General features: G+C 40.4%; 25 protein-coding genes and 1 riboswitch. Of the genes, 2 read left to right on the top strand and 23 right to left on the bottom strand.

Annotated elements, in window-relative coordinates; genetic code table 11:
- Positions 1 to 85 precede the first annotated feature (85 nt).
- The 15 genes from cmk to FXF70_RS06050 form a co-directional block, all read right to left on the bottom strand.
- Positions 86 to 763, bottom strand: coding sequence for a (d)CMP kinase (cmk, locus tag FXF70_RS05980; protein WP_007500974.1), 678 nt, complete (start codon positions 761 to 763; stop codon positions 86 to 88).
- Between the two features lie 71 nt (positions 764 to 834).
- Positions 835 to 1,017, bottom strand: a complete 183-nt coding sequence (locus tag FXF70_RS05985; protein WP_035391644.1) for a DUF5359 family protein — start codon at positions 1,015 to 1,017, stop codon at positions 835 to 837.
- 63 nt (positions 1,018 to 1,080) lie between these two features.
- Positions 1,081 to 1,728, bottom strand: coding sequence for a flagellar brake protein (locus tag FXF70_RS05990; protein WP_007500975.1), 648 nt, complete (start codon positions 1,726 to 1,728; stop codon positions 1,081 to 1,083).
- Positions 1,729 to 1,830: 102 nt separating this feature from the next.
- Positions 1,831 to 3,180 carry a germination protein YpeB gene (gene ypeB, locus FXF70_RS05995; RefSeq protein ID WP_148779991.1) on the bottom strand — a complete coding sequence of 450 codons (1,350 nt, stop codon included), beginning with the start codon at positions 3,178 to 3,180 and terminating at the stop codon, positions 1,831 to 1,833.
- A 16-nt stretch (positions 3,181 to 3,196) separates the two neighbouring features.
- Positions 3,197 to 4,117, bottom strand: coding sequence for a spore cortex-lytic enzyme (gene sleB / locus FXF70_RS06000; protein WP_045034327.1), 921 nt, complete (start codon positions 4,115 to 4,117; stop codon positions 3,197 to 3,199).
- A gap of 132 nt (positions 4,118 to 4,249) precedes the next feature.
- Positions 4,250 to 4,906, bottom strand: coding sequence for a glutamic-type intramembrane protease PrsW (gene prsW / locus FXF70_RS06005; protein ID WP_008344507.1), 657 nt, complete (start codon positions 4,904 to 4,906; stop codon positions 4,250 to 4,252).
- Between the two features lie 155 nt (positions 4,907 to 5,061).
- Positions 5,062 to 6,033, bottom strand: coding sequence for a YpdA family putative bacillithiol disulfide reductase (locus FXF70_RS06010; protein WP_035702895.1), 972 nt, complete (start codon positions 6,031 to 6,033; stop codon positions 5,062 to 5,064).
- 124 nt (positions 6,034 to 6,157) lie between these two features.
- A complete protein-coding gene (locus FXF70_RS06015; RefSeq protein WP_007500982.1) occupies positions 6,158 to 7,432 on the bottom strand; it encodes a Glu/Leu/Phe/Val family dehydrogenase in 1,275 nt (424 codons plus the stop codon).
- Between the two features lie 196 nt (positions 7,433 to 7,628).
- Complete coding sequence (locus tag FXF70_RS06020; protein WP_007500984.1) at positions 7,629 to 8,207, bottom strand: genetic competence negative regulator; 579 nt, start codon at positions 8,205 to 8,207, stop codon at positions 7,629 to 7,631.
- Between the two features lie 164 nt (positions 8,208 to 8,371).
- Complete coding sequence (locus FXF70_RS06025) at positions 8,372 to 9,160, bottom strand: metallophosphoesterase (protein WP_017367513.1); 789 nt, start codon at positions 9,158 to 9,160, stop codon at positions 8,372 to 8,374.
- An 87-nt stretch (positions 9,161 to 9,247) separates the two neighbouring features.
- A complete protein-coding gene (locus FXF70_RS06030) occupies positions 9,248 to 9,700 on the bottom strand; it encodes a DUF2663 family protein (protein ID WP_007500988.1) in 453 nt (150 codons plus the stop codon).
- Positions 9,701 to 9,764: 64 nt separating this feature from the next.
- Positions 9,765 to 10,529, bottom strand: a complete 765-nt coding sequence (locus FXF70_RS06035; RefSeq protein WP_019744027.1) for a LysM peptidoglycan-binding domain-containing protein — start codon at positions 10,527 to 10,529, stop codon at positions 9,765 to 9,767.
- A complete protein-coding gene (locus FXF70_RS06040; RefSeq protein WP_008344498.1) occupies positions 10,474 to 11,115 on the bottom strand; it encodes a CPBP family intramembrane glutamic endopeptidase in 642 nt (213 codons plus the stop codon). Before FXF70_RS06040 ends, FXF70_RS06035 begins: the two co-directional genes overlap by 56 nt.
- Complete coding sequence (locus FXF70_RS06045; RefSeq protein WP_008344495.1) at positions 11,112 to 12,620, bottom strand: RecQ family ATP-dependent DNA helicase; 1,509 nt, start codon at positions 12,618 to 12,620, stop codon at positions 11,112 to 11,114. The genes FXF70_RS06040 and FXF70_RS06045 overlap by 4 nt, the downstream gene beginning before the upstream one ends.
- Positions 12,613 to 13,665 (bottom strand): YpbB family protein, encoded by a 1,053-nt coding sequence (locus tag FXF70_RS06050; protein ID WP_065460647.1) that lies wholly within the window; start codon positions 13,663 to 13,665, stop codon positions 12,613 to 12,615. The genes FXF70_RS06045 and FXF70_RS06050 overlap by 8 nt, the downstream gene beginning before the upstream one ends.
- 268 nt (positions 13,666 to 13,933) lie before the next feature.
- Between FXF70_RS06050 and FXF70_RS06055 the strand changes: the two genes are divergently transcribed.
- Positions 13,934 to 14,182, top strand: coding sequence for a ferredoxin (locus tag FXF70_RS06055; protein ID WP_008344492.1), 249 nt, complete (start codon positions 13,934 to 13,936; stop codon positions 14,180 to 14,182).
- A 34-nt stretch (positions 14,183 to 14,216) separates the two neighbouring features.
- Here the strand turns inward: FXF70_RS06055 and fmnP are convergent, their stop codons facing one another.
- Positions 14,217 to 14,798 carry a riboflavin transporter FmnP gene (fmnP, locus tag FXF70_RS06060; protein ID WP_008344490.1) on the bottom strand — a complete coding sequence of 194 codons (582 nt, stop codon included), beginning with the start codon at positions 14,796 to 14,798 and terminating at the stop codon, positions 14,217 to 14,219.
- A 149-nt stretch (positions 14,799 to 14,947) separates the two neighbouring features.
- Positions 14,948 to 15,080: riboswitch (FMN riboswitch) on the bottom strand.
- A gap of 287 nt (positions 15,081 to 15,367) precedes the next feature.
- Between fmnP and serA the strand changes: the two genes are divergently transcribed.
- On the top strand, positions 15,368 to 16,942 hold the full coding sequence (serA, locus tag FXF70_RS06065) for a phosphoglycerate dehydrogenase (RefSeq protein WP_017359773.1): 1,575 nt from the start codon (positions 15,368 to 15,370) through the stop codon (positions 16,940 to 16,942).
- A gap of 32 nt (positions 16,943 to 16,974) precedes the next feature.
- On the opposite strand, the gene FXF70_RS06070 is transcribed toward serA, so the two are convergent.
- From FXF70_RS06070 to resB, 7 genes are all read right to left on the bottom strand, one after another.
- The gene (locus FXF70_RS06070) at positions 16,975 to 17,622 is read right to left on the bottom strand and encodes a M23 family metallopeptidase (RefSeq protein WP_148779992.1); all 648 of its coding nucleotides are present in this window, start codon (positions 17,620 to 17,622) and stop codon (positions 16,975 to 16,977) included.
- Between the two features lie 265 nt (positions 17,623 to 17,887).
- Entirely contained in the window at positions 17,888 to 18,994 is a 1,107-nt protein-coding gene (locus FXF70_RS06075; protein WP_148779993.1) for a sigma X negative regulator, read from the bottom strand.
- Positions 18,954 to 19,514: an RNA polymerase sigma factor SigX gene (sigX, locus tag FXF70_RS06080; RefSeq protein ID WP_148779994.1), complete on the bottom strand. Its 561-nt coding sequence runs from the start codon at positions 19,512 to 19,514 to the stop codon at positions 18,954 to 18,956. Before sigX ends, FXF70_RS06075 begins: the two co-directional genes overlap by 41 nt.
- A 202-nt stretch (positions 19,515 to 19,716) precedes the next feature.
- Positions 19,717 to 21,498, bottom strand: a complete 1,782-nt coding sequence (locus tag FXF70_RS06085; protein ID WP_008344481.1) for an ATP-binding protein — start codon at positions 21,496 to 21,498, stop codon at positions 19,717 to 19,719.
- Positions 21,495 to 22,217 (bottom strand): response regulator transcription factor, encoded by a 723-nt coding sequence (locus tag FXF70_RS06090; protein ID WP_003215596.1) that lies wholly within the window; start codon positions 22,215 to 22,217, stop codon positions 21,495 to 21,497. Before FXF70_RS06090 ends, FXF70_RS06085 begins: the two co-directional genes overlap by 4 nt.
- 86 nt (positions 22,218 to 22,303) lie before the next feature.
- Positions 22,304 to 23,482, bottom strand: a complete 1,179-nt coding sequence (gene ccsB, locus FXF70_RS06095; RefSeq protein WP_148779995.1) for a c-type cytochrome biogenesis protein CcsB — start codon at positions 23,480 to 23,482, stop codon at positions 22,304 to 22,306.
- Positions 23,466 to 25,145 (bottom strand): cytochrome c biogenesis protein ResB, encoded by a 1,680-nt coding sequence (resB, locus tag FXF70_RS06100; RefSeq protein WP_148779996.1) that lies wholly within the window; start codon positions 25,143 to 25,145, stop codon positions 23,466 to 23,468. The genes ccsB and resB overlap by 17 nt, the downstream gene beginning before the upstream one ends.
- Between the last annotated feature and the right edge of the window lies 1 nt (position 25,146).

Here is a 25,146-nt window from a genome sequence, read left to right on the forward strand (position 1 = left end):
AAAATAGTATTAGTATAAACTTCTAATAAAAGACCTTGTTTGTCAAGAGATAAACCTCTAACTTATAAAAGTTTTCTAAAATTTCTTACTGTTTTTCTACACGCTCTGCTGCATCTAAAATTTTACCTGCAACCTCTTGAATAGAAAGGGAAGTCGTGTCAATTTCAATGGCATCATCTGCTTTCTTCAGCGGTGATACCTCCCGCTCAGAATCAAGCTTGTCACGTCTTGCAATCTCTTCGATCAGCTGATCGTAATTGACATCATAGCCTTTTTTCTGATTTTCTTCAAAACGACGTTTTGCTCTTTCCTCTACTGACGCAAGCAAGAAAATTTTCACTTCTGCATCTGGAAGAACATGCGTGCCAATGTCTCTTCCATCCATGACGACACCGCCTCGGTTCCCCAGCTCTTGCTGCCTGCGGACCATTTCTTCCCGGACAGCTCGATGCTTTGCAACAACAGAGACTTGATTGCTTACGCGGTCTGTTCTGATGTCTTCTGTGACATCGATCGTGTCTAAATGTACTTTTTGACCTTCGTCAGTTGACACAAGTTCAATGACTGTCTTTTTCAATAACGCATCAAGTGCCTGTTCGTCTTCAAGATCTACGCCTTGATTGAGTGCCGCAAGTGTAATTGCGCGGTACATCGCACCTGTATCGATATAAATATATGATTTTTTCGCTGCGACAATTTTTGCCACAGTGCTTTTTCCTGCTGCAGCAGGACCGTCAATTGCGATAGATAATTTCTTTTTCATAATACCTCTCCTTGATTGAATCTCCCTTATGAATTGTAACACGATCACCGCTCAAACGGGGGAATTTTCTATCAATCCTTTTGCTTAAATGTCTCAATCCAATCTTCAATGCTCATGTTATTCACACCCTCATATTGCACGACTTTTGACAAAAATAGTTCTCCTTTCGTCAAGTGAAGGGTGACCTGAACCACCAAAAGCAGAATGAGCTGAATGAGCACTGCTTTGAATAGCCATCTTTCCATTGTTTTCATACAAAAAGCCTCCAACGCTAGATTCTTTCTCTCTAGTATGGAAGCTTTTGACAACCTTTATTCTTATACTTTTTTCACACGTGTTAGAAGCTGCTGCTGGAAGCAATACTTCATGATGTGCTGCTGGTGGTCGTTTGTGATTTCAGTAAATTCCATGATCGCTCTTGTTTTCCCCGTCTGTTCATCTTGATAAACACGATTCATTTCTGCAATCGCTTTAATTTTCACTGGTTCTTTCAGTGAAAGTTCAAACTCTGTGACGACCTCGCCATATTCTTTTAGTGAGACACCTTCTGGAACAGCAATTGCTACACCGCCAGCACTCATATTGACAATAAATGTGTCGAAGGTTTCTTCACCATTTTGCGTAATGGACGCTTTCACCATCGTATCCACTCGAAGATATTCTCTTCGCTGAAGCCGAATCATTTCTTCTTTTGGCGGAATCGAAACGACAATCATCGGGATATCTTCTTTTCTTTTCCCAATGACTTTGCTTGTACATTTGTATGGAATTTGATTTTCATCGAAAAAGAAGACGGTGATTTCTGTTTCTTGATTTAAATAGATCGTGCGCCCCGTTTCTTTATCAGCTGGATAATTAATGCAAATATCATCGTTATTATTTTCCAAAACTTTCGATTTTGCAGTTTTCACTTCTTTGTTCTCATTGACATACTCAATTGTGATTGCATCCCCTATTTGTAACATTCCTCATCACTCTTTTCATCTGTGAAATCGTATCCTCTCTTATATTAAACCATGTATAAAACAAAAGGAAAAGGCTTATTCGCCTTTTCCTCGCTTCCTTTTCTATAGGTCTTTATATATAGGTTCTGCATTTTTTAGTTTATCTACTCTTTCTTCTTTTCCAGTATCTGCATTAATGAACATTCGGTACGTGTCGTTTTTAATGGTTCCTAAAAACTCATAGCAGAGAACTTCCTCTGACATATCATTTTGAACAAGAGCTACATGTGTATCCTCGATCTTCACATGTTTATTTAAGGTCTTTTCAGCTTCTTTTTGAGAAATCTTTGGTGCTTTTATGTCACGTTTTCTGTGATTCATTAAATAGTCTTTCGCTGAGAATCCCACAACCTCTCCATCATCTAAAGCGACTTTCATTCGAATACTATCTGGATAAAGCAATACGTTATTCTGTAAAGGGACATAGGTAAATACGCCGATATTATCAAATTGTGCACTCTCATCTAAATGAAATGATTCAGTATCGAATCCATGCTTCTTTAAGAAACTTAGTGCTTTTTCTGAGGCATCATTTAAACTGATTTTTTGTTTGTTCACTTCACGGTTCTGAAGAAGATAAACAGGATGGCCTCCTTTTTCAGTCAAGTCTAAATAAAAGTTTGCCCGGTTGTCAGGGTCAGACATTGACAGGCTGTAGACATCACGGTTCGTTTTACTCCCACTTTTTCTCACCTTAAAATCTTGGTTATGGTCAGGCGCAAATTGCTGGGCGATGCGGATCGCTTCTTTTTTTGAAATCTTTTGGCCTTTTAAGTGGTTGTAGCCTTGCGTTTCTGATTCAGTTGACACATTTGTAGGGCCGAGATCAACATCTGCAAACGCATCAGCATTTCTCTCAACGGTTTTCAATCCGTCAATGATGGTGTTGTCGTTTTTACGATCTCCATCAGCCAGTGCCATTTCAACATCCATCCATTTTAAATTTTTGTTGAGTACAAGATGCTGCACTTGTCTAAGCTCGTTTTGAATATCTGCCGCTTGATCATATAAAGTGGTAATGGTTTTGTGTGTATCCTTGTTTAATGGTTCATCTGATAAAGATTTAAGTGACGATTTGTAGCTAAAGTCACCGACATTCGCTAGAAACTCTTCTGTTTTGTTAAAAGGCATCAATGTGAGCGGAAGCTGACTGACATTGTTATGCGCTTCTGATGACATTCTCCATACATCTGCCAGTGCTGGAGATATAGATGTTTGGCTATTCATCGCAAGTGTTGCGCCAAGTTTATCGTGCAGCTGATCGACTTGATACGTTAGATCATGGAAGGCTCTTTGATAGTTGTTCTCTGCATGAAGCAGTACTGCATCTTTTTCTTGATGCTCCTTATAGCCCCAGTATCCTGTTGAGATGACAGCAATTCCTAAAATAGCAATCAATATTCCTCTGATCATTTATTTACACCTCTTTTTATTCACAGAAAATATGTTTCCCGATTCGTTTAATTTGTGGCCTTCCCCAAATCCATGGGCTTGTCGCTGTATCAGGATTAAAGTAATAAACGGCGCTTTCAGATGGGTCCCAGCCATTAATGGCATCAAATACTGCCTTTTTAGCGGTTTCGTTTGGCGCCATATAAAATTGTCCATCTGCTACAGCAGTAAACGCAAGCGGTTCAAAAATGACACCAGCAATCGTGTTTGGAAAGGTCGGGTTGTTTAAACGGTTTAAGATGACGGCTGCGATCGCTACCTGTCCTTCATAAGGTTCACCTCTCGCTTCACTATAAACAGCTTGTGAAAGAAGCTGAATGTCATTGCTTGAAAAACCACCTGGCATGTTGGCTGCTGTTTGTTTCGGCGTTTGATTTGCTTGACCATTTCCTGACTGGTTTCCAGACTTCCCAGACGAGCTGTTTCCTCCGCTTTGACTTTTTTGATTCTCTTTTGCACCTTGTGCTGTCTTTTTTTGCGTGTTTCTTTGCGCAGGAGCCTTTGTTTGCTGATCAAGAGGTTTCCCACCATAATGCGTAAACTGATTCCCTTTTTGCAACTGCTGTTGCACAAACTCTTTATAGTATTTCGTCTTTTGAACTAATAGGCTTTTTGTTTTTTCCCCTACGAGTCCATCGACTTTCTTTACACCAAACTGGCTTTGAAAATTGCGCACGGCCCAGTAAGTTCCCCAGCCATACACCCCGTCTATTTTTCCATTGTAAAAACCATTGTATTGGAGCCTTGCCTGGAGCTCGACGACATCTTCTCCTGTAGCTCCTCGCTGAATCACTTGATTCGTGAAAGCTTCACTTTTTTCAGCTGTCATCAATGAAGACGCGAGCAGAACAATTGAGAAGATAAGGACGATTTGTTTCATGAAACGAGCTTTGTCCATATTTGATCCTCCTGTACTTTTGATGTTTGAATATATGTTTCTTCCGATCCCTATTTTTATACATTCATCACAGGAGGGAATTGGATGGAAAAGACAAAAAACGCCCTAAAGACGTATAGGACGTTTTCCAATTTAAATTTGTACCATCTTCACCGCACGGGCTTTTTTGGCTTTCCGCAGACCAAACCACCATAAAAAAATCATGAACGGCAACATAATATATCCCCAATTTTTCATGCCAAGAAGAATGAAATCATATAAGCCATGAAAAAGGATAGGAAGTATTAAAGAGAGAATCAGCCATTTTCGCTGCTCTTTTTTATCAGAGAAGCGAGCTTTACCTATATAAAATCCCATCACCACACCAAATAAAGCGTGGCTTGATACAGGCAGCAAGGCACGTGTAAACGCGTACTCTACCCCATGACCCACTAAGTACAGAATATTTTCAAGTGTCGCAAATCCAAGCGAGACACTTGTTCCATAGACAATCCCGTCATAGTGTTCATCAAACTGTACGTGCGCATAGACACTGACCATTAAAATAAACCACTTTAATGATTCTTCTAAAAAACCCGATGTCACAAATGAAATCACGATAGGATTCGTAGCGATATTTTCCTCTTGGAGGACATACTGAATAAACATGGTTGGAAACACAAGTATGACACCTAGCATAAAAGATCTGATGACCATATGAACCGGCTCATTGTCGTATTGATCTTTCAAATAAAAATAACTTAAAAGTGCGATGCCGGGAGCTAAACCTGCTGAAATGATTGCGATCATAATCAGACCTCTTTCCCTACATTATCCTTTATTATCGTACCACGAATCACCCCTTTTTTATATGACTCGAGCCCATTTTCCCAAAAATAATCTTCTATATAATCCCAATTTACATAAAAAAGAACTGAATCCCTTAGAAGGACCCAGTTCTTTTTTTACCCGTTGATTCTTTTGTTGATTTCTTCTGCAATTAACCCGCCATGAAATCTTCCATTTTCAATGAAAATTTCGTTGGCGTTGTTACCAGCTGCAATGACCCCTGCAATAAAAATACCTTCTACATTTGTTTCCATTGTTTGTTCATCAAATGCTGGGCGGCCTGATTCTGGATCGATTGTTACACCCATTTTTTCTAAAAATGAATGATCAGGATGATAACCTGTCATCGCAAACACATAATCACTTTTCACTCGATCCGTTTGGCCCTGCTGGTTTGTAAAGACAATATCCTGTTCTGTTATTTCTTTCACCTCTGCACCGAACTCCATTCGAATGGTGCCATTTCGAACAAGCGCTTCAAACTCTGGTAAAATCCAAGGTTTGATGCTGGATGAATATTCAGTTCCTCTATATAAAACCGTCACCCTGCTTCCGCATTTCACAAGTTCCAGGGCAGCATCAACACTAGAGTTCTTCCCGCCGATCACCGTCACATCTTTATCAAAGTAGGGGTGTCCTTCTTTAAAATAATGATACACATGAGGAAGGTCTTCCCCTTTTACATTCATATAGTTAGGATGATCATAGTACCCAGTCGCAATCACAACATAGTCACATGTATAGACGTCTTTTGATGTATTTACCGTAAAACGGCCATCTTTTTTCGTCACAGCGTTTACCTTTTCAAAAGCATTCACACGAAGGCTTTTTCGTCTGACCACCTCTCGGTAATAGGAAAGCGCCTGAATACGAACGGGTTTCCGATTTTCAGTGATAAAAGCGACGTCACCGATCTCAAGCTTTTCACTTGTACTGAAGAAGGTTTGGTGTGTAGGGTAATGATAAATACTGTTGACCACATTGCCCTTTTCAATCACAAGTGCATCAATCCCAATTTGCTTGAATGCAATGGCAGCTGATAGACCGCACGGGCCTCCTCCTATTATGATCGCTTTTTCTTGTTTCATTTGTTCCACTCCTGTCGTTTCACTGCAATAACAATTGCTGGGCTGTTTGATTCTTTGCATGATTCCATAAAAAAATCTCCTATTTAAGGATAGGAGATTTTAAGGCGCGATGCAAATAAGTCGCTTAAATCCAGCCTCTGAATCGAGAAGCTTCAGCCATTTTACGTACACCGACCATATATGCTGCTAGTCGCATATCAATACGGCGGTTTTGCGCCATTTCATAAATATTATTAAATGATTTCACCATCATATCTTCTAAACGAGTTTCTACTTCTTCTTCTGTCCAGTAGAACCCTTGGTTATTCTGAACCCATTCAAAGTAAGAAACAGTCACTCCACCCGCACTTGCAAGTACGTCCGGAACAAGCAGTACACCACGATCTGAAAGAATTTTTGTCCCTTCCAATGTCGTTGGTCCATTTGCTGCTTCTACGACAATTTTGGCTTTAATGTTCGCCGCATTATCTTCTGTAATTTGATTTTCAATGGCTGCAGGTACTAAGATATCACAATCTAGCTCAAGCAGCTCTTGGTTTGTAATTGTATCATTAAATAATTTAGTGACGGTTCCAAAGCTGTCACGTCGGTCAAGCAAGTAGTCAATATCGAGACCATCTTCATCATACAAACCGCCGTAAGCATCTGAAATTCCTACGATTTTCGCTCCGGCATCATACATAAATTTAGCCAAGTAACTTCCTGCATTTCCGAATCCCTGAACGACAACACGAGCCCCATTGATGTCAATTCCTTTTTTCTTCGCCGCTTCTTTGATACAGATCGTTACACCTTTTGCCGTTGCAGTATCACGTCCATGTGAGCCTCCAAGAACAATTGGTTTTCCTGTAATAAATCCTGGCGAGTTAAATTCATCAATTCTAGAATACTCATCCATCATCCATGCCATGATTTGAGAGTTTGTAAACACATCTGGTGCTGGAACATCTTTTGTTGGTCCAACGATTTGGCTAATTGCGCGAACATAGCCGCGGCTTAGTTTTTCAAGCTCCCTAAATGACATTTCTCTTGGATCACAGATAATACCGCCTTTTCCTCCGCCATAAGGAAGATCCACAATACCACATTTTAAACTCATCCAAATTGAAAGCGCTTTTACTTCTTTTTCAGTAACGTTCGGGTGGAATCGAATTCCGCCTTTTGTTGGACCGACAGCATCATTATGCTGCGCACGATAACCAGTGAAAATTTTCACCGATCCATCATCCATACGTACTGGAATTTTGACCGTTAATAGGCGAATTGGCTCCTTCAGCAATTCATACACTTCTTGCGGATAGCCCAATTTATCAAGCGCTTTATGTATGACGGTTTGAGTTGACTTTAAAACATCTAGCTTATCTTCTGCGTTATGAGCGGCGTTTTGATCGGCTGCCATTAAAATAAACCCCCTAGAAATCTTTCATGATCTACTGCTCCCTTTCAAGCAATAGTATACACCTTCGTACTGGTAAAGCAAAGGTAAAAAGCGTTTTTTATCAAAATAAAATATCAGCGTTTATAAATATAAAAATGGATATAAAAAAATACTGTTGTTTCATCACAACAGTATTAAATATAATAGAAAAAAGTGATTAAAAATACAGTTGAATCGTTTTCACTGCATCTTCCTGCATGATCACTTTTCCGTATTCTTTTAACCGGTGAATGGTTAATGTCGTCGGAGAACCGAACTCCGCTAAAATAGAAATGACTGTATCTGCAGACAGTTCTTCGAAATCATCTAGGCTGAGAAAATATTGACCTTCATAGTGGTAAACTGTACCCCCTAAAAGTCCAATACGACTTAAACTATGGGACAGTTGAATCACATCTTCAAACGAGGCAAATTGATAGAGCACATGCTTGCTCTCGTCGAGCTTGACTTGCATCTCAATGTAATCTTCATCAAACTCATCATCAGCATCTTCCTGCTGACTCTTTGTCACAATGACGACCATCCCCTGCGCCTGAAGAGAAAATACTTCAACAGCAATCGGTCCATTCGCTTCAAAACCGAGCTCCTGATTCGCTTCGTTCATCATGTCTTTAAACAGCTGATGAACTTTGAACGAATCTTTCCAAAGGTCTTCTTTCGTAAGACCTCGGTCTGTCAGATCATCTAGTGTGAGAAAAATTTTGATTTTATTATAATTCAGACGCTCTAGCCGCATAACGTTCCCTCCTGCCTCTTCTAACACACATCATACTGTAGTATATGAGATGATGAGTCATAGGTTCTTAATTTTGTATTCAGTTTACACTGTGTCAAGACGGAAGACAAGCATGAAGCTATGCTTACGGTGACTTTTATGGAAAATATTGATGGGGCATCAACTTAGCGCGTTTTTAGCGGCATTAAATAGATCAGATGGGTTTCTGGTTCTGCTCCAAGACGCATCGGAATCTTTGTTGTTCCGTAACCATTACTAATCAGAAAGAAAGCACCTTTGACTTGGCCTGTTCTTCCTTTTTCATACGGACCAAATTTCCCAATACGAATTTGACCCCCATGGGTATGACCGCTCAAAACAAGATCAATTCCCTCTTCTTCACTCATCAAATGATGCACATCTGGGTTGTGTGATAAAAGGATATTCACGTCTTCTTTGACAAACTCCGGCCGTATCGCTTCATAATCTGCTTTTTCAAGCCGGATATCATCGATTCCGCCTATTTTAATGGGCTGTCCTTCAAAATTCCACACAGCCGTCTCATTTTGCAATGTCGTCACCTGATAGGTATGGAGGATGTCTTTGAGTTTTTGCTGATGCAGCTCATGGTCGTTATTCCCCCACACAAAATACACCGGGGCAATCCTTGCTAAACGTTTCACATTTTCTTCAACTCTAGCATAAGGGACTCCCTTTTCAGCTAAGTCCCCGCCGATCATAATGACATCAGGCTGCTGCTCTTTTACTTCCGCTAATAAAGTATCACTAATTAGACGGCGATGGGTATCAGAAATAAAGAAAATGACTGCAGGTCGATCTGACTGAAGTCCTTCTATTGTAAAGTAATGCTTTTTGATGTTGTTTTGTTTTGCCGTTTTCACCATTTTCGCTGTTACACACACACCTGTTGTCACAGCCGCTATGGCAGCAGTAAATCCGATGGCATATTTCATTATGAATGACTCCCTTGTATCAGCTTTCTTTTATAAGACGCTTGAATGAAAAAAGACGTTTCAACTGTTTAAACGTCTTTTGCTCATTTATTTACTTTCATAATAGAGATTGATATCATATTGCGTCTGCATGAAGTGGAAAACGGCCTCGCGCTCTTTCCATTGATTTGATTGAGGCCATAAATCTGTGCTTTTCTGTATAATTTCACATCTGAGCTTATGATATTCATCCTCAGCCTTTTCTTCTTTTTTCTTATAATAATACGATGCGTAAAAAGCAAACACTTCAGCCATGATCCAAAACAGAAACACCTCATGGCCAAGCAATGTGGCAATCATCGCTTCCGGCTGCAGGGAGCCCCCGCTATTAGCTGTTATCACAAAATAAAACAGAAGAATCGCAAGTGATAAAAGGGCTGTCCATTGCCACCTTTTGCATTGTTTTGCAAACCCCTCGTATTTGCGCTTCCTTTTGATCAATGTTTCAATCATTTTCTGTGTCGGCTGATCCATATAGCGGCTGATTGCGTGCAATGTCATCACATACACCCTTGTCCCTTTTTTCTACATATGTATGTGCTTTTCGATTCATTCATGTCAAATATTAATTTTCTAATGGGATATTCAATACTTGTCCGCTGTACACGCTATTTCCTTTTAAATGATTGTAAGCTCGAATTTTCTCTTCCCCTGATCGGTTTTGATAATACTTCATGGAAATTCGATACAAGTTTTCCTCTGGTCCAACAGTATGCTGCACGACACGAACAGGCTTTTCTTCCTGCTTCTTCTTCTCTTCTGCTTCTTTTCGCTTTTTCTCTTCTTGCTGTTTTTGAAGAGCGAGCTGCTGCTGCTCACGCTTTTTTGCAGCTTCGGCCTTTTCACGCTCAGCCTTCTCTTTAGCGGCTTGTTCTTTTTTCTTTTGCTCTGCTTTTTCTTTTGAACGCTGCTTTTCTTTATCAGCATCTTTCTTTTTCTTCTCGTCATCAGATGCATCCGCTTTGTCAGCGCTTGAATCATTTTTTGTTTCAACAAGTGCTGACGGGACTGGATCTGTGTCAGCACTCGATGTTTTATCAATATATACACCTTGATTGTTATTATCGTTAATTTCCTTTGATGTGTAATAAATCAACAGGAAGAAAACCGTGACGACAATAATAGGAAAGATAATAGCCAGTGTCGTAAACAATGGATTACGCACCTTTTTGGTTCGCTGCTTTTTATATTCATGAAAATCTTCTCGTGTAGGAAAGTGAGAGTCATCTGAAGGATGCACTTTTTCTTCTTCAAGATTTTCCTCTACATCATCATCATGGATGTTTGTCAGCTGCTGCTTTTTTCTCTTCATTCTCGACATTTCTTCCATGTTCATCCCTCCCCCAATATTTAAAACGAATTTGACATGCAAAGACTAGGTCAATGACAAAGTGTGTCATGACAGGAACGAATAAATTCCCTGTCCACTCGTATAAAAGTCCTAAAAAAATACTAATAGAAACCACAAGGATAAACAAGAGTATTTTTGACAAGTAGCGAAAGTGAAGAAGTGCAAACACAATGCTTGCAATCTCCAGTCCAAATTGCTGCTGAACGATCCCGCGAAATAAAATTTCTTCTGAAAAGGCAATGAGCAGCGTTAACCAAACAATATGCGGGATGCTGCGGTTTTTGAACATTTTTTCATTTAATCCGCCATCATCATACATATGAGCCGGAAACACCTTCATGACAATAGCGTCGACAATAATCACAAGCAAAGCGCCGCCAATTCCATAAGTCAGGATACGCATATCTCGGATCTGCCATAGGGCTGTAAAATCAGTCCAATGATCAAACATAAACATCCCTAGTAAAAAAGAGACAATCAGCATGAGCAGCTGTGTGAAATACAACTGTTCTACTACTTGTCGATCGGTTAATTTTTCAATAATACGGCGATGTTGTTCAATCAATGCTGCGCCTCTTTTGTCAGGTGAAACAGACGATCCAGCTCGGTCTTCCAGTGTTTCATTTCATTCAGCTCCAATGGTTGATCTTTTTTTTCGTAATCTGATAGGTCAAGTCCGCATGAAGAGCAGCAGTTCCCAAATGAAGCGTCCTCCGTTAGATCAAGCTGCTCATCAAAGTATGATAACAGAGATTGCCTAAAGCAGGGATGACCAGTGATATGCTCTTTAAACTGCCACACTTTTTTTAGCTTCTCTGTTTGTCTATCCTGCAGCTTTTCTTTCAGCTTCTTCATGAGCAAACGGGGCTGTTCAGTTTGGTACATCATGTAATAATGCGAGAGCATTCGCGCACGCGTCTCCTGAAGCCCTGCTTCCATCAATTGTTCACGTAATTTCTTTTCATCATTTATCGGCATTTGTGATACTCTGGCTAAGAAAAAATCAATTTCTGGATCATCAAAACCTTCTGCTTGAATCAAATGACTTTGAATATCCGCATCCTCTTCTGTATATAAAAGAACGCTCACACTATTTTTCCCGTCCCGTCCAGCTCTTCCAATTTCCTGCATAAATGCTTCAATTGACTGAGGCGGACTCATATGAATCACAAAGCGTATATTTGCTTTATCAATTCCCATTCCAAAAGCACTTGTACAGCAAATGAGATCAATTTGACCACTGATAAATTGCTGCTGGATCAGCATGCGGTCCCCTGACTCCATTCCGCCATGATAAAACTCTACACGTTGATGCGTTTTTTGTTTCACCAAACGTGAAATATCTTCTGTCATTTGCCGGGTCGGACAATAAATCAGCCCAGGCCCTTGAAGGGTTTCCACAAGCTCAAGTGCTCGTTTCTCTTTTGCTTCTTTCGTTTCATGCGCCTCTTTTAATAGTGCAATATTCGGCCGGTTGACTGAATGAATATGAACATCTGGATGCTCTAGCCGCAACGTTTGCACAGTATCTTTTAAGGTTTGTTTCGTCGCAGTTGCCGTTAGTGCTAAGGCGACAGGATTGCCGAGCGCTTCTCTCCATTCTCCAAGCTTGGAGTATTCCGGGCGGAAATCATGTCCCCATTCCGATATACAGTGAGCTTCATCTACAACGAATAGACCCACATGCATCGCTTTGAGCTGCTCTACCAATACCTCTGACATAAGCGCTTCAGGTGCGACAAATAAAAATTTATATGATGGCAAATGCCGAATAATATGTCTTCTTTCCTGAAAGGACAGTGTACTGTTAAGCGCAGCCACTCGCTTTTCACCGCGCATTTTCATGCGTTCTACTTGATCTTCCATGAGTGATAAAAGAGGTGAAATGATCAGCACTAACCCGTCTGTCAAATAGCCCGGAATTTGATAACAAAGGGACTTCCCGCCACCAGTAGGAAGCATGGCAACCGTATCTTTTTGTTGAAGTACACTTCGAATAATGTCCTCCTGACCTGTTTTGAAGGCATCATAACCAAAGTATCGCATCAGCGTCTGATGAAGCTTATCCACTTGCTTTCACCATCCTTGTCAATGCCAATCGTATTTGAAAATAAGTAAATGAATGCTCGAGACTTTCTTTGATCAGCTTCATCTTGTTGGTTTGGAGCTGACCGGCTACCTCATGTATCGCCTTTTGAGCTTCACTGCTGACATATGGTTCGATCGAGAAGCTCGGCTCATGTATCGAGAGCTCCACAATATGATCTTCAATTGTCGCTTTTTTTAATGAACGAATATGAGCAATTTGATCAATACTGAACCCTTTTTGTACAAGCTCAAGCGTTTTATGGGTAGAGGTGGTCAGCACACGTTTGAATTGAAGATCATCTATCATTCGCTGGATGATCGGTGCCTCACCTTTTTGCGCACATTGAATAAAATAATGGAGCACATTCCAAAAAAGCAAGTAAACATACCATACATCTTCTTTCATCCATTCCGCCATTTGCTGGTACGTCCGTCCGATTCTTTCATTGGAAGTCAATGAATAAACAAAAAGCAGTGCCTCTTGATCAGTTAAATGAGCAAGAAGTGTTTCAAGCTCATGATGGATATCTTCAGAAAGCTTTTTCTTCTGGTGATATTGCGAGAAGAAGGATTTTGTCCAGTTTTGAACCGATATATCTCTTTGAATCGGCACATAGTGTTGTGACCCCGCTGCATGATGTGAAAGGACCTGCACAAGTAAAGACAGTCTCATCCATAACACCTTTGCTTTATCATGATACTTGGCACCATCAAAATAAACTGGCATCGGTTTTTCAGTGAAACACTGCCTGAGCATACTTATTCCTGCATCTGTGGCAATGAATGTATTCCCTGTCTTTCTGATGAAGTGCTGCTCTTTTAGCCTTTGTACAGAGTGGTTCAACTGATCCCTCGTAAAAGCTGGATAGCAGCCGAAGTAGCTAGAAAGCTGAAACAAACTTGCATCCTGTATCGTTTGTGATGATTTTTTTCCTTTAAAAAGATGGTAGACAGCACTAATGGAGCGTTCGCCGTTCAATTTATGTACGCTGTCCATCAACATGACATCCAAGTAATGAATCGTCATTGACCAAAGCACCTGTCTTCCTGACAAAATTCGAATATTTTCTCCCTTTATTTTAACAGATTTCATTGAAGAAGAAATGTTTAAACTCAATTAATGGGGGAAAGTTATGAACAAACCCTTATGTGATAAGCATTCTCAATCACTTTACAGTTGAAATGTGAATTTAAAATCATTACAATAAGGTTTGAGGAAATTGGTTTTTTATCGGTGAAACTAAAAAGGTTAAACCATTTGTTCCATCGAACAATCTGGGAGGTATTTTTTTAACATGGCAAAATATACAATTGTAGACAAAGACACATGTATTGCTTGCGGCGCATGCGGTGCAGCTGCTCCAGACATTTATGATTATGATGATGAAGGCATTGCATTTGTCACGCTTGATGACAATCAGGGGACTGTAGAAGTTCCAGAAGTACTTGAAGAAGATATGCTTGATGCATTTGAAGGTTGCCCAACTGACTCAATCAAAGTTGCGGACGAAACTTTCGATGGTGATCCACTTAAGCATGAATAGGATAAAAGCCCCTTTAAAAGGGGCTTTTTTTATATTAACTATTTTGAAGTCGGCGTTTATTTTCAAACCATGGACGCATTTTGACAAAAATGAAACTAAAGACGATGGTGATGATGATTCCTTTAATCAGGTTAAAAGGCAAGATCCCTGCTGTAATGGTTGCCTTTAGCACATGATCTGACAGGACGGGTGCATTCAAAAACCATGTATAAGCAGGAAGGAACAAGAAATAGTTTAAGATGCTCATCATGACTGTCATGAGTAATGTTCCGAGAATCATGGACCACGCTAACCCTCTTGCTGATTTAATCTTTTTAAAAATAAAAGCCACCGGTAAGATGAATAGTACACCTGCTGTAAAATTCGCTACTTGATCCACAGGCACACCGGACATGCTACCATGAATGAGGTAGTGCAGTAGATTCTTTAAAGCTTCAACAGCAATCCCAGCACCTGGCCCATAAATTAAAATCGCAATAATCGCAGGAATGTCACTAAAATCAATTTTTAAATACCCAGGAAGCCCAGGGAAAGGGAAATTCAATAACATTAATACAAATGCGATACTGCTAAGCATGCTGATGACAACTAAACGTTTTACTTTACTTTGATTCAATATTCTCTCTCCTTTTCGATCAAATCTTTCGAAAAGAGGATTGTTCAATTTTAGCCACAAAAAAACCGCTCTGAATACATACACAGGAGCGGGAAATTTAGGCTACACAAATAAACGTATAAACAGACATGTTTTCAACGTTTACGAACCTCCATCTTCTCCCATCCAGACTATACTGTCGGCTTCGGAATCACACCGAATCCTGCCAAAAAAGGCTCGCGGGCTTAGAGACTATGCCTCATCACCGCCGGTAGGGAATTACACCCTGCCCCGAAGATTGATCATTATTCAATTCGACATCATTATATATGATATATGAGCATTTGTACAGATAAAAATCCTGAGCAAATTCATCAGTTTTAAGAAATCGTAAAAAACCTAAAATTTATAATGACAAATGCGTAAAAATTGGTTATCTTTTGTTTAAAGGTGTCCATTCTTGATCAAGACACCAAAAAATGTTCGTGTTTTCTTTTTCGCTTTACTGCTTTAATTTGATTGACACAGTGAAAAGGAATATGGTAAATTATCAGATATTTATGACGTTTATTTTAGGAGGAAATCTTACGATGTTTCGAGTATTAGTCTCAGATAAGATGAGCAATGATGGTCTTTTACCACTATTAGAATCAGATTTTGTTGAAATTGTTCAAAAAAATGTAACAGAAGCAGAAGATGAATTACACACGTTTGATGCCTTACTTGTCAGAAGTGCCACAAAAGTGACAAAAGAACTTTATGAAAAAATGACTTCATTAAAAATTGTTGGCCGTGCCGGTGTGGGAGTCGACAACATTGACATTGATGAAGCGACAAAACACGGTGTGATTGTCATCAATGCACCAAATGGGAATACGATTTCAACGGCAGAGCATACGTTTGCGATGATCTCATCTCTCATGCGTCATATTCCTCAAGCGAATATTTCTGTGAAATCAAAAGAATGGAACAGAGGCGCATATGTTGGTGCTGAGCTTTACGGAAAATCTCTTGGGATTGTTGGCTTAGGCAGAATTGGAAGTGAAATCGCCCAGCGTGCAAGAGCATTTGGCATGACGGTCAACGTATTTGACCCTTTCCTCACAAAAGAACGTGCCGAAAAAATTGGTGTCAATGCAAAATCACTTGATGAAGTGCTTGAAGTATCAGATATTATTACGGTACATACACCTTTAACAAAAGAAACTAGAGGACTTCTCAATAAAGAAACAATCGCAAAAACGAAAAAAGGTGTTCGTCTAGTGAACTGTGCACGCGGCGGCATCATTGACGAACGAGACCTTCTTGAAGCACTTGAAAATGGTCATGTCGCAGGGGCTGCTCTCGATGTATTTGAAGTAGAACCACCTACTGAGAATCCACTTGTGGATCATCCAAACGTCATTGCCACTCCGCATCTTGGTGCATCTACAAAAGAAGCACAATTAAATGTGGCGGCACAAGTCTCTGAAGAAGTTCTTCAATTTGCAAAAGGACTCCCGGTTATGTCATCTATTAATCTACCAGCGATGACAAAAGACGAGTTCAAAAAAATCCAGCCTTATCATCAATTTGCGGGAAAACTTGGACGTCTTGTTTCTCAATCGATGAGAGAACCTGTAAAAGAAGTCAGCATTTCATATGAAGGATCTATCGCAAAACTCGAAACATCATTTATTACAAAAAGTCTGCTTTCTGGCTTTTTGAAAGAGCGTGTCGATTCGACTGTAAATGAAGTCAATGCAGGTATGGTGGCAAAAGAACGTGGCATTAGCTTTAGCGAGAAAATTTCTTCAAGCGAATCTGGCTATGAGAACAGCATTTCCATTGAAGTCAAAGGTGACCTTTCCACCTTTACATTAAAAGCAACGTATATCCCGCATCTAGGTGAACGTGTCGTTTCTATTAATGGTTTCAATATTGACTTTTACCCAGATGGACACCTTGTCTATATTCAGCATACTGACGCACCTGGTGTGATCGGTCAAGTTGGAAAGATTTTAGGCGACCACGATGTGAACATTGCGACAATGCAAGTAGGCCGTAAAGAAAAAGGCGGCGAAGCCATCATGATGCTTTCTTTTGATAAGCACCTTGAAGATGAAATTGTCCAAACGTTAACTGAAGTAAGCGATATTCTTTCTGTACGTCTGATTGACCTATAAAAAATGGTAAACCTCATGCAAAAGCATGAGGTTTATTTTGTTGAAACGATTAAACGTTCACCTGTACGTATGAGATGCGTTGTCAGTGCATTGATTTTCTTTAATTGATCAACGGTCATTTGATGTGCTTTAGCAATGGACCAGAGCGTGTCCCCTTGTTGTATGACATATGTATGTTTCTCATATCCATCTACATGAAGGGCTGGCTCTTGGAAACGATCTCTTGCAATGATTGTGAGCGGATCTACTGCATCTTCTTTACTAACTGACCAATTACCCCTGTGCACCTCAAAATGCAAATGAGTGCCCCTAGAGGCGCCTGTGTTGCCTATGATGCCGATCGGCTGCCCTGTTTGTACATGGTCACCATTCTTCATAAAACGCGCATTTAAATGCGCATAGACGGTTTCATATCCATTTGGATGCCGAATAAATACAACTTCTCCATATGTAGCAGATACATAGGAACGAGTAACCACACCTTCGCTAGCAGCCAAAATGGATTCTCCTTCTGGTGCAGCAATGTCTAACCCCTTATGCGAACCACCTCTTGTCCCAAACAAATCAGTGACTTCACCTTTGATTGGTTCCACCCACTCGGTTGTTTTCTCTGCATGGGCAAACGGTGATAAGGTCAAGAACAAGAAACAGCTAGCACATATGTAGCAATACCTTTTCATCAGTGACTTCCCTTCTTTGAAGTTCTTTTCATGACAGCTTAGTATACCTCAAGGAAGCCCTTTTCTATACATGAAAAAAGAACGCAATAAGTTGCGTCCTCAGATTGTTGACAAAGGGATAAAATGAACTTGATTTTAGACCTTTGTGTTCTTTTCAGTGTGATAGAAAACCTTTGCAGTCTAGGAAGGACGAGCACCGGAGCGCAGGACTGACAAAGAATGCGAGGGTTTGTCTACACGCTGAGAACGCAATAAGTTGCGTCCTTTAGCGTTCTTTGATAACAACTGGGTTTGGCAGTGCCGGTACCTCTAGCGGTTCTTTTAATTCATATGGGCCTACTTGATCTGTTCCTGCATTTTGTATCGTGACATCTGTAAAACCGAAATCTTTCGCTGTGAGCAGCAGCCCTTCAATAAGTAAAATATGATCAATTGAGTCCGTTAATTGTGCTGATGCTCCAAACGTGATGGTTGCATGTTTTCCTTTTGTTGTCACCTTTTGAACAGGCTCTTCTTTAATGAGTGGATCGAGTCCTGCATCATTCGCCCGCTTCATCGCCTCTACTGCATCTTTATAAGAAGGATAATCATCTTTTGACGGCACCAAAAATGTCCCGCTCTTATTTTCTAAAACGTAGTAAGCGTGCTTTGTTTGTTTATTAATTGAAATGGTACCAAGACGGCCATTCGTCCCTAATTGAAGGTGCGAGCCATTGACAGACTTGACCTGTACTTGTTTATATTGGCTCCATTTTAACGTTTCTTTGACCATGTCTTTAAAACGATTGGCTTCTTTTAATGTATCAAGAGACAAATCATTTTTCAGCTGAAAAATCAGTGTATCCCCTTTTTCACTCACATCCACCATATCCATATAGGCTTGAAGAGGTTTTGTCATTTCAGGCAGCTCCAGTTTTTCATATGTATCAAGAAGCGCCTGCACATTATCATGCTTATTTTCTTTTTGAATACTGATTGGGACAACTTGAGAAGTCGATTCATCTATGTATGAAATCGTCATATACTTTTCTTTGTCAGATGCGTAAGCAACATGTGAAGGATCATTTGTGTTTTTTACCGCCTCTAATGTAGCATTCACCTGTCCTTTTTCAGCACTCGAGTCCATTTTCACTTTCTTTATATCTTGAGCAGCCGGCTGAAATAAATGAGGAGAAATCAAAAACGCCATAAATAAGACCACAACGGTTGCGACCGCTGGACCGATCCATCTGGCACTTTTCTTTTTCTTCCCGCTTGCCATCAGCATTTGCTGGTAAATCTGCTTAGATGAACGGTTGTCCTCCACCTTTGGAAGCTGACTGAGTAATACTTTAATTCGTTCTTCGCTCCAATTGGACCTGTTCGTTTTCATTCACTAGCTCCTCCTTCAAAAGCTCCATATGTTTTCGGAGCACTTTCAGGCCTCGGTGCTGCGTTGTTTTGACTTTGCTTTCCGAGAACTTTAGCGCCTTGGCCGTCTCCATGATTGAGTAGCCTTGGATAAACCTTAAAATGATGATGGCTCGTTGATCAATGGTGCAATGATCAAGTGCGGCATAAATTTCTTTGATATTTTCATCCTGTACAGCCAATTCATCTGGGAGCAGGTCTGGATCTTTTACATCCTGTTTATCCCAATCAAACGTGCCGAGCACCCGTTGTCTGATGGTTTGCTGTTTTCGAAACCAGTCAATTGCCACATGCCTTGCAATTGAAAACAGCCATGTTTTCTCGCTGCTTCTTCCTTCAAAAGTTTTATATGAGTGAAGTACCCGAATGTAAACCTCCTGCACGAGATCCTCTGCCTGATTTTTATCTTTTACCATATAAAATAAAAATTGGTACAAATCTTGATGGTACGAATCATATATTTTTTGAAAGGTTTCATGCATAGGAAACCCCTCCGTTCACTTATTTTTGTCGAGTGACTCTCACAAAACGTTACATTACAACTTTATGACAAATATATTACAAGATCGACAATTTGGAAAGGGCTTTTTGTTTAACTTCTCCTTAAAAATATGAAAATAGAAAAAACACTTCATTTTCTTTCGAAAAGAAGTGTTTCTCATGTAACAAGATTCTTCGTCAAGATTAGACGAGTTCCTGCTTTTTTTTCGGAATATAGAAAGTGAAGTGAGTACCTGTTCCAGCTTTACTATGTGCATGAATGGAGCCTTGATGCGCTTCTACGATGTTCTTCACAATCGCAAGGCCCAGCCCCGTACCGGAACGTCCTCTTGTTCTTGCTTTATCTGCTTTATAGAACCGTTCAAAAATAAATGGGAGATCCTCTTCAGGAATGCCGCTTCCCGAATCTTTCACATCCATCTTGAGCCCATTTTCCACCGATTGAACTGAGAAGTGAACTTCTCCGCCTTCTGGTGTATGACGAATGGCATTGTCGATGAGATTTGTAAAAACCTGTTCTATTTTATCTGGATCAAATACAAAATACGGTTCTTCTACTTGAATTTCATACGTCAGGTTGATTTGTTTTTCTTTTGCAATTCCAAGGAATTTACGGTAGATTTTTTCAGTCAGCTCTTCTGTATCAGTTGATTCAAGATTCAGTGTAATATGACCAGCTTCCATACGTGCGAGATCGAGAAGATCATTCACAAGACGCCCCATTCGAAGTGATTCATCATAGATAATTTGGGCAATCTCTTTCTTTTCCTCTTCTGATCCGGCAATGTCATCGACAATCGCTTCACTGTAGCCCTGCAGCATAGCAATAGGTGTGCGGAGTTCATGGCTGACATTTGCAATGAAGTCTTTTCTTAGCTTATCCAGTCTTCTCTCTTCTGTCATATCGCGAAGCACCGCAACCGCACCTCTGACATCTTGCTGGTTATAAAGTGGAGACATAAGAAGAACCCAAGTACGCCCTTGCAGCGTGACTTCGATCATTTGCTCTTTTTCCGTACTGACGGCAGTATGAAACAATTCACGCGCTTCTGGCGGCAGTTCATCCCCATCTTTGATCTTCATATTTTGCTCGTAATACCAAGCCTGCAAGAATCTTTCTGCAGGAGGGTTTGTCATGAGGATCGTTCCATCAATATTGATCGTGATGACACCGTCTGCCATACTGCTGAGAATGTTGGACAAATGTTCTTTTTCTTGATTTAAAGCGGTTATATGAAATTTAAGCTGCTTACCCATTTGATTAAAGGCGATCGCCAGTTCCCCAATTTCATCTTGCGTTAAAATAGGAATCTTTGTATCAAATTTCCCTTTCGCCAAATCTTGTGCTCCCTCTCTCATCTTTCTGAGAGGGTAGGTGACACGAGTGGATAAGAAGAAAGCGAAAATCGTGGTGAGCACAATCGCAATTCCGGCTGCGAGGAAGATATAACGCGTCGTATGTTTTGTTGTCTGCTCTACAGCGAGGAGGGATTGAGAAAGAAAGACCATCCCTTTCTTTCCGTTCGCCTCGTAAGGAACACCTACTACAATGCGTTCATCCTTCTGATTGCCTGTATCAGATTCAGCTCGTTTACTGATTTTTTTTCGTTGTGTCAGTGCTTTGTTCAAATCTTTGTCTGCTTCAATTTGTTCTTTTGTGATCGCAGGAAGCTTCCCGCCTTTTTCAGACGAATACCATTCTAGTCCATCCTCTTGAACAATCGCGATACTTGTCAATTTATCAGCTAGTTCTGATGTAATCGATCTTGCAAGTGATTGATCCTCATGGCTTTCTAAAATGACTGCTACTTTGTTGGCCATTTGTGTTAAATCAGACTTTGCTTCTTCCACATGGTAATTCTCAATGAACTCTAAAAGAAGCACAGTTAAAATCGATAAAACAATGAGCACGAGGAAAAGAATGGTTAACCATAGCTTTCCTACGACACTTTTCCACAGCTTCATTCAGCGCCGACCTCAAATTTGTACCCGACACCCCATACTGTCACGATTTTTTTCGCTGCTTCTGGTGACACTTTATTCAGTTTTTCGCGAAGCCTTTTGACGTGAGTATCCACTGTTCTCAGATCCCCAAAGAATTCATACTGCCACACTTCTTTGAGAAGCTTTTCCCTGTCATAGACCTTATCCGGCGTTTTTGCCAAGAAGTACAAAAGTTCGTATTCCTTCGGCGTGAGGCTGACTTCTTTTCCATCTGCTGTGACCCGGTGTGCGTCATGATCAATGGATAGATGAGAAAACACAAGAACATCTTTTGTGGTTGTTCCAGTATTAAGGTATGACGTTTGAGACGATCTTCTTAGCAGTGCTTTCACACGAAGAACCACTTCACGCGGGCTGAAAGGTTTGACGATATAATCATCCGTTCCTGCCTCAAAGCCTTGCACACGGTTAGCTTCCTCACCTTTTGCTGTCAGCATAATAATTGGTGTAGCTTTTTTATCTCGGATTTGATTACACACTTCAATCCCATCTGTCCCAGGCATCATTAAATCAAGCAAAATGAGGTCATAATCGGTTTGAAGTCCTTTTTGAATGGCTTCATCCCCATTTTCCGCTTCATCAATTTCATAATTTTCCCTTTCTAAATACATTTTTAAAAGGCGGCGAATTCTTGCCTCATCATCGACGACTAATATTTTCGTTTGAGTTGTGTGTTCCATTAGACAATCCTCCTGCTTTCTCCGTTGTTACATACATTTTAACAAAAAGCCGAATCGAATCATAAAAGTTGGCCTTTTTCATGCGATTACGCGTAAGAATGAAGCCCCGCAATCACTAGGTTGACAAAGATGAGGTTAAACATAATGATCGCAAATCCGATTACAGCAAGCCAAGCGGACTTTTCACCATGCCAGCCTCGTGATAACCGAAGGTGGAGATAGGCGGCGTAAAATAAAAATGTAATTAAAGCCCATACTTCCTTCGGGTCCCATCCCCAGAATCTCGTCCAAGCAATTTGCGCCCAGATCATCGCAAAAATAAGGCCGCCTAACGCAAATACAGGGAATCCTATGGAAACAGCCCTGTATCCAATTTCATCGACTAAATCGAGATTCACCTGTCTTACGAGCGGCTGAAGCAGCGCACTTAGTCGTTTGCGAATGATCAATCTCAGCAATCCATAAATAATCAGCCCAACGCCAAATGACCACAGCACTGTATTCACCTTTCTACCTGAAAAAACAGGCGGCAGATCAACTACAGGCTCTAAACGATCTTTTGTGATAAGCTCTCCTTTATGAGGTCCTACTAAGGCAGGCAGCTCATAGACCATGACGCTCTCTTCTTTATTTTTATCTACCCAATTAAATTTTGCTTCATACCCTGTCATTCTAAAGATGGACGTGACAGCGATAAATGCAAGGGTGACCACAATCATAAACATGACCAGCTCTAAGCCAAAGGTTTTCTTCCCCGGTTTTGTTTGATCGACATGCTTCAAAAGAAAAATCACACCTGCCACAAAACTGATCGCCAAAATGGCTTGACCAAGCGCTGCTGTCGTGACGTGAATATATAGCCAATTACTTTGAAGCGAAGGAATCAGCGGTGAAATATCCGATGGAAACATGCTTGCATAAGCAATGATTAATAAAGCGATTGGAAGTGTGAATAAACCTAGCACAGACACTTGATAGACAAAATATAAAATAATAAATGCGAGCACCAGCATCATGCCAAAGGCTGTGGTGAATTCAAACAGATTACTGACTGGTGCGTGACCAGACGCGATCCACCTTGAAATAAAATAGCCAAATTGACTCAAAAAACCGATAATGGTGAGCGTTATGCCGATAAGTGCCGCCTTGTTTTTGCGCGGACCATCTTCCTTCTTTTTTCCTTTAATGGCTCCTCCAAAAAAAGGAACTGCCGCTAAATAAAATAGAAAAGCTGCAAATAACAGGTTTTCACTGACTGCCGCCATCTAACCCTTCCCCCTTGCTTTTGCTGATACTTGTTGTATCAGGCAGTTCTTTTTGATCCACTGGCTGTTTGATGCCACTGCCGTGCAGTAACACCTTAAGATCAGACTTTAAGCCGAACCAGTTTTTGTTTGTATGTCCTGCCACAAATACTTTTCCATCCTTTGCCGATAGCCAGATTCTTCTATGCTGCCAGTACATCCCTTGTACGACACCAATCATAAAGATCATTCCGCCAACAATAAGTACCCAGAGTGTTAAGTCTTTTCGAACCGTTAAACCTGTCACGTTTTTTGTTTCAACCCGGTCAAATTTCATTTTATAAAGATTGTTATCAGAACCCTCTACTGTCTCTTGAATTGCGACAAAGCTTTTTTCACCTTTTGGTTTTTCAGGAGAGATCATTTCAAATACGAACGCAGGATTATTCGGATTCCTCGTTTTCGTACTAGGTGTGCCATCTTCGTCAAAATAAAAATCAGGCAAATAACTCATCACCTTGACTTTGTAACCGCTACCAAGATCGTATTCTGACTTAGGCTCCAGCAGATTAATCTTCACTGTTCCGAAAGATTTCTCAGTATCTTTTCGAATCAGCTGAAAGACCATTTGATCGAGTTCATTTTGTTTAAAATCCACTTGATATAATGAGAAATTGTCAAACTTAAGCGGTTCATTCACTTTAATATCGTGTTCTGTTACCTGCTTCAGCTTGGGCTTTTCACCAAAAACAACTTCCCCTTCACGTTTGTATAAAACGGCATCGGTTTTATAACTTTTGACGACTTGACCATCGCCAGCCTTTTCAATCGCATTTTCAAAGACTTCTTTTTCTTTTTCAGATTCATAGCGGTCAATTGAAAACGCATTATTCTTTAAGAAGTATTGGCCTCCCGTCCCTGGGATTGGTGCCGTTTCGCCTTCTCTTACCCATAATGTTTCATCCACGTACATTCCCGGGACAAACCGAAGCATGGAGCCAATGAGAAATATAATTAATCCAATATGATTGACGTAAGGTCCCCAGCGGGAAAAGCGGCCTTTTTCAGCTAAAATATGTCCATCTTCTTCTCTTATGCGGTAACGCTTTTGTTTCATTTTACTAACGATGCCTTCATATGTATGTTGATCTAATGTTTGATTTGTTTCGCTGAAAAGACGCTGCCTTCTCATAAAGCCTTCTTTTTTGACAACCCCTTGATTTTTGAGTGCGCGATAAAGTGGAATCACTCGATCAAGGCTGCAAATCACAAGGGAAATTCCGATAGATGCGACAAGGGCTAAAAACCACCAAGAATTATAAAGATCATGGAATCCAAGGATGTAATATAACTTGCCAAACGACCCATATTGTTCCTCATAATAAGTGGAAGCTGATGCACCTGGCGGAATAAACCGCTCCTGCGGAAAAATAGTTCCTAGCGAAGAAGCCAACAGTGTGATGACAATGAGCCACACACCCACTTTTACGGAAGAAAAAAAGTTCCATACTTTATCAACAATCGTTTTGTTGTATGTTTGCGAGCGTCTTGCACTGCCGTCATATCTCATATCAAGCAGCTTTGATGAATTTTTCTCTTTTGCTGCAATGGGATTCCCGCATGATTCACATAGAACAGTACCGATTGGATTAATATGTCCACACTCGCACTTTACCTCTTTCATT

It is taken from the genome of Bacillus sp. Y3 (assembly GCF_008123875.1).
Taxonomy (GTDB): Bacteria; Bacillota; Bacilli; order Bacillales; family Bacillaceae; genus Bacillus; species Bacillus altitudinis.